General features: G+C 46.0%; 14 protein-coding genes. 9 read left to right on the forward strand and 5 right to left on the reverse strand.

The features are described 5' to 3' along the window. Nucleotides 1–97: 97 nt before the first annotated feature. Genes FD975_RS06295 through FD975_RS06310 form a run of 4 tightly spaced genes read right to left on the reverse strand, consistent with a single transcriptional unit; the run spans nucleotide 98 to nucleotide 4,438 of the window. Nucleotides 98–2,494 carry a xanthine dehydrogenase family protein molybdopterin-binding subunit gene (locus tag FD975_RS06295; protein WP_215301131.1) on the reverse strand — a complete coding sequence of 799 codons (2,397 nt, stop codon included), beginning with the start codon at nucleotides 2,492–2,494 and terminating at the stop codon, nucleotides 98–100. A gap of 20 nt (nucleotides 2,495–2,514) precedes the next feature. After that, nucleotides 2,515–3,024 carry a (2Fe-2S)-binding protein gene (locus FD975_RS06300; protein ID WP_215301133.1) on the reverse strand — a complete coding sequence of 170 codons (510 nt, stop codon included), beginning with the start codon at nucleotides 3,022–3,024 and terminating at the stop codon, nucleotides 2,515–2,517. A gap of 42 nt (nucleotides 3,025–3,066) precedes the next feature. Continuing rightward, nucleotides 3,067–3,921, reverse strand: coding sequence for a xanthine dehydrogenase family protein subunit M (locus tag FD975_RS06305; RefSeq protein WP_215301135.1), 855 nt, complete (start codon nucleotides 3,919–3,921; stop codon nucleotides 3,067–3,069). Between the two features lie 40 nt (nucleotides 3,922–3,961). Continuing rightward, nucleotides 3,962–4,438 carry a CoxG family protein gene (locus tag FD975_RS06310; protein WP_215301136.1) on the reverse strand — a complete coding sequence of 159 codons (477 nt, stop codon included), beginning with the start codon at nucleotides 4,436–4,438 and terminating at the stop codon, nucleotides 3,962–3,964. A 111-nt stretch (nucleotides 4,439–4,549) separates the two neighbouring features. Here FD975_RS06310 and FD975_RS06315 point away from each other — a divergent pair, with 111 nt between their 5' ends. The 8 genes from FD975_RS06315 (at nucleotide 4,550) to FD975_RS06350 (ending at nucleotide 11,727) form a co-directional block, all read left to right on the forward strand. Further along, the gene (locus FD975_RS06315) at nucleotides 4,550–5,254 is read left to right on the forward strand and encodes a TetR/AcrR family transcriptional regulator (RefSeq protein ID WP_215301140.1); all 705 of its coding nucleotides are present in this window, start codon (nucleotides 4,550–4,552) and stop codon (nucleotides 5,252–5,254) included. Nucleotide 5,255: 1 nt separating this feature from the next. Next, nucleotides 5,256–5,714 carry a VOC family protein gene (locus tag FD975_RS06320; protein ID WP_215301141.1) on the forward strand — a complete coding sequence of 153 codons (459 nt, stop codon included), beginning with the start codon at nucleotides 5,256–5,258 and terminating at the stop codon, nucleotides 5,712–5,714. Between the two features lie 6 nt (nucleotides 5,715–5,720). After that, nucleotides 5,721–6,959: an FAD binding domain-containing protein gene (locus tag FD975_RS06325; protein ID WP_215301143.1), complete on the forward strand. Its 1,239-nt coding sequence runs from the start codon at nucleotides 5,721–5,723 to the stop codon at nucleotides 6,957–6,959. A gap of 102 nt (nucleotides 6,960–7,061) precedes the next feature. Beyond that, complete coding sequence (locus FD975_RS06330; protein ID WP_251371153.1) at nucleotides 7,062–8,297, forward strand: ABC transporter substrate-binding protein; 1,236 nt, start codon at nucleotides 7,062–7,064, stop codon at nucleotides 8,295–8,297. Nucleotides 8,298–8,383: 86 nt separating this feature from the next. Beyond that, nucleotides 8,384–9,268 (forward strand): branched-chain amino acid ABC transporter permease, encoded by an 885-nt coding sequence (locus FD975_RS06335; protein ID WP_215301148.1) that lies wholly within the window; start codon nucleotides 8,384–8,386, stop codon nucleotides 9,266–9,268. 15 nt (nucleotides 9,269–9,283) lie between these two features. Beyond that, nucleotides 9,284–10,243: a branched-chain amino acid ABC transporter permease gene (locus FD975_RS06340; RefSeq protein WP_215301150.1), complete on the forward strand. Its 960-nt coding sequence runs from the start codon at nucleotides 9,284–9,286 to the stop codon at nucleotides 10,241–10,243. Then, nucleotides 10,243–10,998: an ABC transporter ATP-binding protein gene (locus FD975_RS06345; protein ID WP_215301152.1), complete on the forward strand. Its 756-nt coding sequence runs from the start codon at nucleotides 10,243–10,245 to the stop codon at nucleotides 10,996–10,998. Before FD975_RS06340 ends, FD975_RS06345 begins: the two co-directional genes overlap by 1 nt. Before the next feature lie 24 nt (nucleotides 10,999–11,022). Then, the gene (locus tag FD975_RS06350; RefSeq protein WP_215301153.1) at nucleotides 11,023–11,727 is read left to right on the forward strand and encodes an ABC transporter ATP-binding protein; all 705 of its coding nucleotides are present in this window, start codon (nucleotides 11,023–11,025) and stop codon (nucleotides 11,725–11,727) included. A 15-nt stretch (nucleotides 11,728–11,742) separates the two neighbouring features. Here the strand turns inward: FD975_RS06350 and FD975_RS06355 are convergent, their stop codons facing one another. Then, nucleotides 11,743–12,246, reverse strand: a complete 504-nt coding sequence (locus FD975_RS06355) for a YqaA family protein (protein WP_215301155.1) — start codon at nucleotides 12,244–12,246, stop codon at nucleotides 11,743–11,745. 188 nt (nucleotides 12,247–12,434) lie between these two features. On the opposite strand from FD975_RS06355, the gene FD975_RS06360 reads away from it, so the two are divergent. Then, entirely contained in the window at nucleotides 12,435–13,604 is a 1,170-nt protein-coding gene (locus FD975_RS06360) for an acyl-CoA dehydrogenase family protein (RefSeq protein ID WP_215301157.1), read from the forward strand. Nucleotides 13,605–13,615: the final 11 nt, after the last annotated feature.

Here is a 13,615-nt window from a genome sequence, read left to right on the forward strand (position 1 = left end):
CCCCTCAGAGGGGATTTGCGGATGATCAAAACTTGATGTTACAGGAAGCGACAACCCGGTCGATATCGGGAATGCACTAAGTCAGGAGAGCTCCTGATTAGACCTTGCCAAGAGCCTTCAGAATCTTTTCACAAGTGATAGGCTGATCAAACACCGCAGTATTAAACGGCGCCAAAGCATCATTAATCGCATTCTGAACGGCTCCAGGGGCTCCAGCAGTACCAGCTTCACCTGCACCTTTTGCCCCCAACTTAGATGACTGAGTTGGCGTCTCCACGTGGGCTACTTCAATATCTGGCATTTCATTGGCCATCGGCACCAAATAATCAGCCATACTGCCATTGCGTAGCAACCCACTATCGTCATAGAGACACTCCTCAAAAAGAACGCCCCCAATTCCCTGAACAATAGCTCCACGTACCTGCTCATCCACCAGCATAGGATTTAATACGCGACCACAGTCCTCAACTGCCCAATGTTTCAAGAGCTTTACAAATCCGGTATCAGGATCCACTTCAACATAAGAAGCCTGAACGCCATTAGTAAAGATGAATGGATATTCTTTTTGGGTGTAATGACGTGTAACCATCAAATCAGCAGAGAAGCCCACAGGCAAGGTATCCGTACGGAAATAACCAATACGACCAATCTCGCTAAATGGCAGCAATTGCTCACCAGTGGCTTTATCTAAAACATGGCCACGTCGAACTGACAACTCTTCAGGCGATCTATTCAAGATGGCGCCAGCAAGCTTCAAGATATTTTCTTGGAGCGCCTGACATGCTAACAACACTGCCTCACCACCCACACCGGCGCCACGAGAAGCCCAAGTACCACCACCATAAGGTGTGACATCAGTATCGCCAGTAATGATGCGAACATCTTTAATAGAAAGTCCAACAGCATCAGCAGCAATTTGTGCATAGATACCTTCAGTGCCCTGACCCTGCTCACCAACGCCAATCAATATAGAAACAACTCCACTAGGATCAAGTCGCGCAGAAGCTCCATCCTGAGAGGCAATACGAGCACCACCCACACCATAGAAGGCTGGACTTGGATTAGTTAACTCAATTAATGTCGCAAAACCAATTCCGCGATAGATACCCTTTTTGCGCAACTCAGCCTGCTCCTTGCGCAAAGCAGAATAGTCCATCATTTTTTCAATCGTGCGCAAGCATTGCTCATGCGATAAGACTTCCAATTTAATCCCTGAAATCCCAGAGCATGGATAAGCATCATCAGGAATCACATTGCGTTTACGAAACTCCAATGGATCCATCTTTAACTTTTGCGCTGCCAAATCTACTAAACCTTCAGTCACAGCACAGGCAATTGGATGCCCCACTCCGCGATATTGGCATGTAGGCGTTTTATTCTGAAACACCACATTCAGCTTGGCTCTGTAATTTTGATGCTTATACGGGCCTCCAACCAAGTTCACCACTTGGTTACCTTCAATTGCACTCGTTCTTGGGAACATAGAATATGGACCAATCGCAGTGAGATCGTCGATCTCAAAAGCCAATATGTCACCTTCTTTATTGGCTGCAATACGCCCTTTAATGCGGTGCTCACGGGCATGAATATCACTCGTAAATGATTCGAGTCGATCCGCGACAAATTTAACTGGGCGCTCTAACATCATTGCCAAACCAACTGTTGCAAAATCATCGGGATATGCATGAACCTTGATACCAAAAGATCCACCAACGTCCTTGCAGATGACATGTACATCAGACTCAGATAAACCAAACTGACGGCAATATAAATCTTGCATCATGTGAGGTGCTTGCTGCGAGTGATAAACCGTCAAGCGACGATCGCCTGGGTTGTAGTCAGCAATTTGACAGCGAGGCTCCAAAGTCACGCCGGTATGACGACCAAAACCAAAGGTAGCTTCCGCAACTACATCTGCGTTTGCAAATACTTCATCAACCTGGCCAACATCCAAGCTGCGGGTAAAACAGAGGTTATCGCCGAGCTCCGGATGAATTACTGGCGTATCCGCATCCAGAGCTGTTTCCATAGAAACGACAGCAGGCAACTCCTCCCACTCAACCTCAATTAACTGCAAAGCATCTTCCGCCTGGGCACGTGTTTCGGCAACTACTGCAACTACAGGCTCACCTTGCCAGCAAGCCCTATCAATTGCCAATGCATATTGAGGAGCAGACTTCATGCCAGCTAGGTGGCCCAAAGTAGCAACCCAAGGCTTGCAAAGCTCTGCCATTTTGGCGCCATCAACTATGGCTAGAACCCCTGGCATCTTGCTTGCTTGTTCAGTATGAATTTTTCCAATCTTCATATGGGCTACTGGAGAACGCCAATACACCACATGCCCCATTCTGGGCAACTGAATATCGTCCACATAAGTGCCTTGACCCTCAATGAGTCGACGCGCCTTATGCCTAGGTTCACTATTACCAATGTAGCGTTGATCATTGGTTACCGGATCAAGCACCAATCCTTTGAGGTCTGCTGGCTTATTCATAATCAGTTTTCCCAGTCTACTTAAGCGAGAGCAACAACAGGTTTAATTTTTTCACCTTTGGCGCGAGCTTCAAGAACGGCCATGATGGCATCCACTATGGAATGGTAACCAGTGCAACGGCAATAATTGCCTGAGATCCATTCACGCACTTCTTCGCGCGTGGCTTTGGGTTGTTTTTCAACTAACTCGGCTGCGGCTAGCAACATTCCAGAAGAACAGAATCCACATTGCATTGCGTTGTGTCGCATAAAGGCTTCTTGCAAGTCTGCTAAGGCACCACTTTTCGTTAAGCCTTCAATTGTCTCTACAACACATCCATCAGCTTGAACAGCTAAGTACAAGCAACCACGGATGATTTGGCCGTTCACCTTGACGGTACAGGCACCGCAAGCACCCTGTTCACAGCCCAAGTGGGGGCCCTTCAAATGAAGATCTTCACGCAAAAAATCCACTAAATGGCGACGCGGCTCAATCTCAGCATTGACTTCAGTACCATTGACGGTCATCGTAATTTTTTTCTTTAAGCTCATCTCAATCTCCGAACTCGATTTATCTTTTATTAAATTTTTTTATTAAGCAATTAAATGCTTTAAGCCGCGCTCTAATAAAACACCAATTAAATGTTGTTTTGTTTCTGCACTATTAGTAATGTCTGCAATCGCCTCAATCTCTGCCCTTGCAGCAGTAACTGCGCTGGCAATTAACTCATCAGTCGCCGGCTTGCCGTCAACTATGGACTGAGCCTTCTTTGCCATTACCGGCGTAGCCCCAACAGAAAAGAAAGTAAAAGCGCAATCGCTCAGAATATCTCCCGCCTTATTTGCAACCAAGGCTGCTCCTGCAACCGCATAGTCTCCGTGACGACGTGCTAGCTCATGAAAATAAAAAACTTGATTACTGTTTGCAACTGGGATTTCAGTTGCCACCAGAATTTCATTAGGCTCTAAGGAGGTGGTGTACAGATCAATGAAAAAGTCTTGCGCTGAAACGCGACGCTCACCATTAGGACCTGCAATTAACATTGTTGCATTGAGTGCCAAGCTACAGGCCGGCCATTCAGCTGCTGGATCTCCGTAAGCCAAGGATCCTCCCCAGGTGCCTAGATTGCGAATCGCTCTGTGTGCGATATGAGGAACGGCGGCTTTTAGTAATGGTGCATGTTGCGCAATCAATTTTGAGTCTTCAATCTCAGTATGAGTAACTAAGGCCCCAATACGTAATTGATCGCCAGTTACAGCAATCCCTTTAAGTTCATGTAGATCAGTTATGTCAATCAAAATGCTAGGCTCAGAGAGGCGCAGATTGAGCGTAGCCAAGAGAGTCTGGCCACCAGCAATCAAACGGGCATCCTCACCAGCTTCAGCCAGCAAAGCTAGGGCCTCGCTGAGGACCTTCGGTTTTGCATAATCAAATGCTGCTGCTTTCATTGCGTCTCCTCCACAACTTTTATATTTATCTTGCCAAGCCTTATTCGGCCTGTGCGTCCGGCTCTAGGGGTAGCACTTCACCACCCAATTCTGTTGCAAATCGCAGAAAAAAATCATCTGCAATCTTTTTAGCAGAAGCGCTAATTAAACGCCCGCCAATTTGTCCTAACTTCCCCCCAATGGAGGCTTCAGTTGTATACGTAATCAAGGTACCACCTTCAGCAGCCTTTAACTCAACCCGTGAGCGGCCTTTAGCAAAACCTGCGGCGCCTCCCGACCCCTCAAATGTCATTGAACAGGATTGATCAGGAACAACATCGCTCAACAGAAGCTTTCCCGCGAATCTAGCCCTCACGGGGCCAATCTTGAACATCACCTTGGCATGAATCTCCTCTGGAGAGATCCGGCTAATTTCTTCACAGCCGGGAATGGACTTTGCAAGGACGTCAATATCATTCAAGCCCTTCCATACATCTGGGATTGGAGCCGCAATGAGTTGCTCGCCATTTAGTTCCATTACATCTCCTTGGGGTTTGTACGAATAGAGTCTTATCTACCAATTGTTCAACAATGTACCATTATTTAACTTTTGGTCAATAAGGCCAAATTCGGATAAACCCCGATGACAATGAGTTTCGATCGAGACCGCAGCACAAGAAACAGCGTCGCTTCAGAAATGACTGTCTCTGAGGTTCCTGCTCGTCGCAGAATGAGCACTGCAGACCGTAAACGGCAAATACTCGATCGCGCAATTCAGTATTTTGCTAAGCATGGGATTGATGGGCAACTCAGAAACTTAACTAAAGGACTGGGCGTTACCCATACCCTGCTCTATCACTACTTTCCCACAAAAGACGCCTTAATTAAGGCCGTCTACGAGGATGTCTTTGAATCACGCTGGAAGCCTGAATGGGAGCAGTTGCTAGACAATAAGGATCTTTCGCCAGAAGAGAAATTCAATGCTTTTTATATTGACTACTCAAATACAGTTCTCACCTACGATTTCGTGCGTATCTTGATTTTCTCTGGCTTAAGCGATCACTCGATTAGCGACCGATTCTTTGAGCTACTGCGGGATCGCCTATTGCCCCGTCTTATTCGTGAAACCCGCAAACACTGTGGCCGCACCACTCGTAGCAAGCCTTCGCAGCGGGAATTAGAATTTTTAATGGGCCTGCATGGTGGTATTTTTTACATCGGAATGCGCCGCTGGATTTATGGGCAAGCCATCTACGACTCCGGCAACCCCAATACTGAGCAAGAAATCATTCAAGATCGGATTAGCTCTTATCTCAGTTCAGCAAAAGCTTTATTTACTACTGGTAAAAAATAATATGACAAACCTCAGCCTAAATCATTTTTCTATCCGCAGCTTAGAGATTGAAAAGACCACTCAGTTTTATAGTGAGGTGCTTGGACTAACGGTTGGACCACGCCCAGAGTTTCCATTTCCAGGGGTCTGGCTTTACAACGGTGATGAAAACGATTGGGCCAATGCAGTACTACATTTAATTGCGATTGATAAAAATGATCCCAACGGTCTCAAGCAATACCTTGGCGAGCGTGATCCAAGCTCACTCTATGGCTCGGGAGCTGTGGATCACATTGCATTCTTTGCTAAAGGTTTGGAAGCTAAGCTTGCTCAACTAGATAAATTGGGCGTTCCTTGCAGACAACGTACTGTGCCTGTTTTACAGCTGCACCAACTTTTTTTGGACGATCCTAACGGCATCGTGATTGAATTAAATTACCCTGCTGCTGAAAAAGCAGCCTTAGATGCTAAGGCTACATAAGCAAAGATGGCAAAAATTCTCGTCATCGGCGGATCGCTTGGAGGCTTATTTGCAGCCAATATATTGCTGCGCCAAGGTCACGATGTCACCTTATTAGAAAAAGCGATTGGCTCCTTAGATGGTCGGGGTGCGGGGATCGTGACACATGATGCACTTGCAGATGCTTTGCGTGAAGCGGGTATTGCTGTTGATGACAGTCTAGGAGTTGCCGTATCGAAGCGAGTTACCTTAGGTGTCGATGGTGAGAGCCTGGGCGAAATGCCGCTTCCACAGATTCTGACTTCATGGAGTCGCCTGTATCACCTGCTTAAGGAGAATTTTCCGAACGAGCGTTATTTACAGGGCAAGAATGTAAAAACTGTTAGTCAAGATTCCAATACCGTTCAAGTAGTTTGTGAGGATGGCAGTAGTTATCAGGCTGAGCTACTAATAGCATCCGATGGCATTCGTTCCGCAGTGAGGGCTCAGGTAGCACCAAGTATTCAGCCTGAATATGCGGGATATATTGCATGGCGTGGTGTATGCGATGAAAGTCATTTATCGAATTACACCCTAGACACACTCTTTAATTATTTTGGCTTTTGCCTTCCCAACGGCGAACAGATGCTGGGCTACCCAGTCGCAGGCCCTGGAAATGACACTCGACCAGGTAAGCGCCGTTATAACTTTGTATGGTATCGCCCTGCATCCGAAGATGATGAGCTCGTAAAACTATTGACTGATGCGGATGGTCATCACTACCCAACTGGTATTCCACCACTAAAGGTATCGTGGAAGCATATTGCTGAAATGCGCAGTATTGCTCGGAAAATCCTGGCGCCTCAATATGCAGAAATTCTAGAGAAAACTGCTTCACCATTTTTACAGGCGATATACGATGTTCGTTCAGAGCAAATTGTCTTTGACAGAATTGCCTTAATGGGTGATGCAGCTTTTGTTGGTCGTCCTCATGTTGGGATGGGCGTTACTAAAGCAGGTGATGAGGCGATGGTGATTGCGCGTCACATCGCCCAATTGGGCGCAACCCCTGCAGCACTGGCAGCTTATAGCAGGGAACGACTTCAGTTGGGTCAACAGGTTGTTGCAAGAGCCCAATATTTAGGGCGCTATATGCAAGCACAAGGTAGTAAAGGTAGCAGGGACGGCAACAGCCTTCGCAGAAACGCAGATACGGTGATGGCTGAGACAGCAATTGATATCAGCACCTTACTGGCACAAGGAAAAGCAGTTCCAGAGTCGTATTAAAAAACTAGATGTAGATTTTCGCATTAACAGAAGCATTCAGTTAAGATTTACGAAGCAAAAAGTATTCTTATTAATTAACTGTTTTAAATGGAGGAGACAACCATGAAACAAAAAGTAACGAATCAAACCAGAAGAAAAATGTTAATCGGTGGAGCTGCTGCAGCAAGCACTCCACTTTGGATGAACATGGCAAGCGCCCAATCTGAAACAATTAAGATTGGCTTCCCCACCCCATTAACAGGCCCCTTCTCTGCCGAAGCACAGGATCAGGTAAGGGCTGCTGAGCTAGCTATTAAAGAATTTAATGATGCAGGTGGCTTTAACGGACGCAAAGCAGAGTTACTAGTAAGAGATACAAAACTCAATGCAGGTGAAGCCGCTACACGTACTCTTGAGTTGATTGAGAAGGATAAAGTGGGTTTTGTTGTGGGCTCACTTTCTGCTGCAACCCAGCTATCTATCAATGCCGTCTGCAAAGAGCGTAAGGTACTTTTTAACTCTATCAGCCAATCTGATGCGATTAACGAAGCAAAAGACTGGAGTGTCTACACATTCCACGAGGCATTAAATCCAACTATGACAGCAGGTGCAGTAGCTCGCTACTCCATTCCTCGCTTTGGTAAGAAGATTGTATTTTTGACTGCCGATTATGCTTATGGCCATGAAATGGTGCGCGCATTTGAGCGTGCCGGCAAGGAGATGGGAGCAACAACATTGGCGGATATCCGCCACCCACTTGGTACATCAGATTATTCAGCTTTTTTACCGCGGATTAAAGCATTGAATCCTGATATCTTGGTCTTATGCAACTTCGGCCGAGATTTAGTAAATTCTGCGAAACAATGTACGGATTTTGGCTTGAAATCCAGCATGAAAATTGTGGCACCTGTTTTGCTATATACATCCCGCATTGCAGGTGGTGCAGAAGCATTTGAAGGTATTGCTGGCGGAACCTCCTACTACTGGGGTCTAGAAGATAGAATTCCTCAGGCCAAGATTTTTAATGATGCCTACAGAAAGGCATATAACGGCTCGGTTCCATCCGATTACGGTGCACTTGGATATGCAGGTGTGAAAAGCGTTTTAGCCTCAATCAAGATTGCCAAGTCTACTGAGACCATGAAAGTAATCAGCGCAATGGAGAATCTCAAGTACGACTGGTATAAAGGCCCTGAGTACTACCGCAAATGCGATCATCAGGCAGTTCAATCCGTGATCATTATTGAGTCTAAATCAAAGAATATGAAGGATAAGTATGACGTCTTTAATATTCTGACAATTGAACCAACTACCGAGAAAAATATGCGTAGTTGTGCGGAGTTGGGCCACAAGGCTTAAATCTGAAATTCAGGGTGAATCATCTGATTTACCCTGAACCCCTCCCCCAACGCACAGGCTGAGGGGGAGTTTTTCTGAGTATATATATGACCGGCCTTACATTTGAACTTCTATGCATGCAACTACTGACAGGAATTGCTCTGGGTAGTATTTATGCACTTCTTGCCCTGGGCTTATGCCTTATTTTTGGCATGCTCAATGTCGTTAATTTTGCCCACGGCGCCTTCTTCATGGTTGGCGCGTTTTTGGGTGTCTATTTTCTTGGCGTAACAGGTAATTTTTGGTTTAGTTTAATTCTGACGCCAATTACTACCGGAGTCCTTGGATTGCTGACCGAGCGATTCTTAGTCCGCCCACTATACGGACGTGGGATTGACTATCCACTCCTACTGACTTTTGGATTGTCGTATGTCTTAATTGAAGCAGTTCGTGTCACTTTTGGCATTGAAGGCCTACCGTCTGTTACCCCTGATGGACTGAAAGGCTCTCTCGACGTCGGCATCGGCTTCTTTCCCAAGTATCGACTTTTCCTGATTGCCGCTACAGCTGTCATTATTTTTGCAGTTTGGTTTTTCATTCAAAAAACCCGATACGGCCTAATTATCAAAGCTGGTGCCGCTGACCAAGAGATCGTCAAAGTGCTTGGTGTAGATATCGCCAAAGTATGGCTCATGGTGTTTGGACTTGGTTGCGCAATTGCCGGCCTCTCCGGAATATTAGCCTCACCCACCCGCTCTGTTAATCCAGAAATGGGTATTCCAATTTTGGCGGAGTCGTTTGTTGTCACAGTAGTTGGCGGCATGGGCTCACCAGTGGGGGCTGTTGTTGCTGGTTTATTAGTTGGCGTGGTCTACAGCATGACTTCCCTGTTCTTCCCTGACCTATCAGAACTTTCTATCTTTGTATTGATGGCGGTAGTGCTCTTAATTCGACCACAAGGTTTATTTGGTAAAGCGGGGGCAATGGGTTAATCCCCCTGAATACTTATGAAATCATTCTTCCAACTCATTGCACGTCATCGCGTGCTAGCAAGCAGTCTCTTCTTGATGGTCTTTCCTTTCATCATGCCGTACGAGGCCCTTGCGATCAACATCTTGATCTTTGGCTTATTTGCCATGGGCTTCAATCTCCTATTTGGTTATATGGGCCTCCTATCATTTGGTCATGCAGCCTTCCTCGGTATTGGTAGCTACCTCACTGGCATCGGCATCGTCCACTACGGAATGTCCTGGGGGACTGCAATTCTGGTGGGTGTGATCGGTGCAGCTATCGGAGGACTCATTATGGGTTTTCTAGCAATTCGTACTAGAGGCATCTACTTCTCCATGGTTACGCTGGCATTAGGCCAAATTGTTTTTTATGGTTTTTATAAGGCTGAGAGTTTGACTGGTGGTGAGAATGGCTTAAGAGGCGTTCGTGTTGATTCCTTCAACATTTTTGGAATCCCAGTTGACTTCCTCAATCCATTAGTGAAGTACTACATCATTCTCTTTTTTGTAGTCATTGCCATCTGGCTCATCTCCCGGATCCTAAGCTCGCCTCTTGGCGCAGTAATGGAGGCGATTCGTGAGAATGAGAAGCGTGCAGCTGCATGCGGATTTGATGTAGCTCGCACAAAACTGTTGGTATTTGTATTGTCTGCTGCCATCTGTGGTTTAGCAGGATCATTGCGTGCCCTGCATCTTTCAATTGTTCCAATAGATTCACTTCACTATCTCCAATCCGGGCAGGCTGTCATGATGAGCATCTTGGGAGGTATGGGCACTTTCTTTGGTCCATTTATTGGTGCTGCAGTCATGCTGTATCTAGAGGATGTAGTTACCACCCTTACTAAACATTGGATGGCCGTCATTGGGCTCATCTTTATGTTCTTTGTACTATTCTTCCCCAAGGGGATCTGGGGAACTATCTTGAGCAAGCTAAACCTCAATCAGGATTCGAAATAATGAGTAGCTCAAACCAAACCCCCATCCTTGAGGCTCGTAATGTGAGTAAGAGCTTTGGGAAATTCAAAGCCTTGCAGAATGTATCGACCACCTTTATGCCTGGGTCGCTTACAGCAATCATTGGGCCAAATGGTGCTGGCAAGAGTACATTCTTTAACGTCCTAAGTGGCGCCTTCCCTCCTTCGAGCGGGCAAATCTTGTTTAATGGCAAAGATATTACCGGCATGCAGCAATACGAATTTGCCCGCATTGGTATCTCTAAGAGTTTTCAAATTACCAACGTGTTTAAGCAGTTAACGGTTCATGAAAATGTCCGCGTTGCTGCACAAATGGAAACAGCACGCTACAACTTTTTGCGTAATGCCCAAAGTTACCCGGGGCCAATTGAACTTGCAGACCAGCTTTTGCGTCGCGTGAACTTAGAGCATCTAAGAAATAAAAAAACGGGTGACTTAGCTCACGGTCAGCAACGTGCTTTAGAGATTGCTATGGCCCTTGCCTGCAACCCGAGTCTTCTATTATTGGATGAACCAACCGCGGGCATGTCTCCTGAAGAAACGCTCGTAATGATGGATCTCATTCGCACACTAGCAGATGAGAGAACGGTTATTTTAGTTGAGCATAAGATGAAACTCATCATGGGTTTATGTAAGCGAATCATTGTTTTACATCATGGTGAGTTTTTAGCTGAAGGCACTCCAGAAGAAATACAAAATAATGCAGAGGTACGACGCGTGTACCTAGGCCAAGGTTAACGAAGGTTCTTCGAAGGTTCTTATATGTTGCGTGTAGAAAATTTAAATGCCTGGTACGACCGTAGCCATGTTCTGCAAGGCGTATCTTTGGAAGTGAACAAAGGGGAAATCGTTACCTTAATGGGTCGCAATGGTGCCGGCAAAACTACTACCCTTCGGTCTTTAATGGGTCTTCTTTCAAAAAGAGAAGGCAAAGCCTTGATTGATGGTAGCTCCTTCTTGGATCTGGCGGCGCATGAGCGCTACCACTTAGGCTTGGCTTACGTTCCAGAAGATAGACGGATTGTTCCAGGATTAACTGTTAAAGAAAATTTAGAGTTGGGCGTTATTGCCAAGAAAAGCCGAGGAGATATGAGTGCCTTGGTCGATGAGATCGCTGAAACCTTTCCACGTCTTAAGGAGAGATTGCATCAAGATGGAACATCGATGTCGGGTGGCGAGCAGCAAATGCTAGCAATCGCACGAGCGATGATTGCTAAGCCTAAAGTCATACTGCTAGATGAGCCATCAGAGGGAATCATGCCAGTCTTGGTAGAGGAAATGTTTGAGCTGTTTGCCAAACTCAAACAACAGGGTTTAACCATTCTATTGGTTGAGCAAAATGTTCAACAAGCACTCAAGATTTCTGACCGAGCCTATATTCTTGATCAAGGTGAAATTGTTTTCCATGACACCGCTCAGAATCTCCTTAATAACGACGAGGTTCAACAAAAGTATTGCGCTGTTTAATGCTTTTGCAGCCTCTTAGATAATTCGAATCCAATGCCCCAATTGGTGCCAAAAGCTGGTAGGCACTAAAGTTAAAAGCCAGGTCATCGTGAGATAACGCAGCAGTTTGCCGATGCCCATATATATTAGACAGGGTAACCAAGGCAATCTAAGCCACCCGGCGGCTAAACAAAGGGGGTCACCAAACCCTGGCAGCCAAGACAGCAGGAGCATCTTAGGGCCCCGCTCTTCCAACCAGCGTTGCATTCGGTTATTAGAAGGGCCCTTCAAGGACTCAAAGCTATTTCGACTCAATAGCCCAAGCCACCAATCCAGCATACCCCCCAAAGTGTTACCAATTGTGGCAACAATAATGGCAGCCCAATATAAGTGCGGATTAACCGAAACATACCCAAACAAGATGGGCTCAGAACCTACAGGCAATAAAGTTGCAGAAATAAAGGCACTAATAAATACGGCTGGCAAACCAACCGATGGCATACCAAAGAAATCAAAGAACTGACCCAGCATTTGCTCCATTAGGCAAGCGCTCCGAGTCGGATGGAAATCAAGGATTTGGTCATACCCCAAGTATGCCCCAAGCCCCATCACACTCAATAATCAAGTAGACAAAGGCAAAATTTTGGATCGCCCACAATCTTGAATTCTTGCTTAAACTATGGGAATTCTCATATTTCATCAATTCTTAAATTTTTATAGATAGCTAAATGAACCACCCCATTCCTAAGCCAGATCAATATCAAGACATGCGTGAAGCCTTGCGCGACCTTTGCGGCAGTTTTGACTCCGCATACTGGCAAAAAGTAGATCATGAACGCGCCTACCCCGAAGCATTTGTAGACGCCATGGCACAAGCTGGTTGGTTAGCAGCATTAATTCCGGAAGAATATGGTGGCTCCGGCTTAGGTTTGGCAGAAGCCTCCGTCATCATGGAAGAAATTAATTTATCAGGCGGTAATGCGGGCTCATGTCATGGCCAGATGTACAACATGGGTACCTTACTACGCCATGGCTCAGATGCTCAAAAGAAGCTCTACCTCCCTAAGATTGCTACCGGAGAATTACGCCTCCAAAGCATGGCTGTAACGGAGCCGACTACAGGCACCGATACCACCAAACTCAAAACTACCGCCGTTAAAAAGGGTGACAAGTATGTAGTGAATGGTCAGAAGGTTTGGATCTCTCGGATTCAGCATTCCGATTTAATGATTCTTTTAGCGCGCACTACTCCGCTTGCAGAGGTAAAGAAAAAATCAGAAGGCATGTCAATATTTATCGTCAATCTCAAGGATGCGATTGGCAAAGGCATGGAGATTCAACCCATTGCCAATATGGTGAACCATGAAACGAATGAAGTCTTCTTTGATAACTTGGAAATTCCCGCCGAGAATTTAATTGGTGAAGAAGGCCAAGGGTTTAAATATATTCTTGACGGCCTCAATGCGGAGCGTGTCCTCATTGCTGCCGAGTGCATTGGAGATGCTTATTGGTTTGTAGATAAGGCTCGTCGCTACGCAAATGAACGCGTAGTATTTGATCGCCCGATTGGCAAGAACCAAGGGATTCAGTTTCCGATCGCAGATTCTTATATCGAAACAGAAGCCGCAAATTTGATGCGCTTTAAAGCGTGTGAATTATTTGATGCTAAACAAGCCTGCGGTGCCGAATCCAATATGGCCAAGTACTTAGCTGCCAAAGCCTCTTGGGAAGCCGCTAACGTTTGTCTGCAAACTCATGGTGGCTTTGGATTTGCCAATGAATATGATGTCGAGCGCAAGTTTAGAGAAACCCGCCTCTACCAGGTCGCGCCAATCTCCACAAACCTGATCTACTCCTATATAGCTGAGCATGTTTTAGGACTCCCCCGCTCTTTCTAATTCTGTAGACC

Source organism: Polynucleobacter sp. AP-Jannik-300A-C4 (assembly GCF_018688335.1).
Classification (GTDB): Bacteria; Pseudomonadota; Gammaproteobacteria; order Burkholderiales; family Burkholderiaceae; genus Polynucleobacter.

Bases quoted from the DNA above. Each gene is read 5' to 3' on its own strand.
- FD975_RS06340 (WP_215301150.1), top strand. From the start codon at position 9,284: ATGAAATCATTCTTCCAACTCATTGCACGTCATCGCGTGCTAGCAAGC.
- FD975_RS06295 (WP_215301131.1), bottom strand. From the start codon at position 2,494: ATGAATAAGCCAGCAGACCTCAAAGGATTGGTGCTTGATCCGGTAACC.
- FD975_RS06320 (WP_215301141.1), top strand. From the start codon at position 5,256: ATGACAAACCTCAGCCTAAATCATTTTTCTATCCGCAGCTTAGAGATT.
- FD975_RS06330 (WP_251371153.1), top strand. From the start codon at position 7,062: ATGAAACAAAAAGTAACGAATCAAACCAGAAGAAAAATGTTAATCGGT.
- FD975_RS06305 (WP_215301135.1), bottom strand. From the start codon at position 3,921: ATGAAAGCAGCAGCATTTGATTATGCAAAACCGAAGGTCCTCAGCGAG.
- FD975_RS06310 (WP_215301136.1), bottom strand. From the start codon at position 4,438: ATGGAACTAAATGGCGAGCAACTCATTGCGGCTCCAATCCCAGATGTA.
- FD975_RS06355 (WP_215301155.1), bottom strand. From the start codon at position 12,246: ATGGAGCAAATGCTGGGTCAGTTCTTTGATTTCTTTGGTATGCCATCG.
- FD975_RS06300 (WP_215301133.1), bottom strand. From the start codon at position 3,024: ATGAGCTTAAAGAAAAAAATTACGATGACCGTCAATGGTACTGAAGTC.
- FD975_RS06350 (WP_215301153.1), top strand. From the start codon at position 11,023: ATGTTGCGTGTAGAAAATTTAAATGCCTGGTACGACCGTAGCCATGTT.
- FD975_RS06345 (WP_215301152.1), top strand. From the start codon at position 10,243: ATGAGTAGCTCAAACCAAACCCCCATCCTTGAGGCTCGTAATGTGAGT.
- FD975_RS06360 (WP_215301157.1), top strand. From the start codon at position 12,435: ATGAACCACCCCATTCCTAAGCCAGATCAATATCAAGACATGCGTGAA.
- FD975_RS06335 (WP_215301148.1), top strand. From the start codon at position 8,384: ATGACCGGCCTTACATTTGAACTTCTATGCATGCAACTACTGACAGGA.
- FD975_RS06315 (WP_215301140.1), top strand. From the start codon at position 4,550: ATGAGTTTCGATCGAGACCGCAGCACAAGAAACAGCGTCGCTTCAGAA.
- FD975_RS06325 (WP_215301143.1), top strand. From the start codon at position 5,721: ATGGCAAAAATTCTCGTCATCGGCGGATCGCTTGGAGGCTTATTTGCA.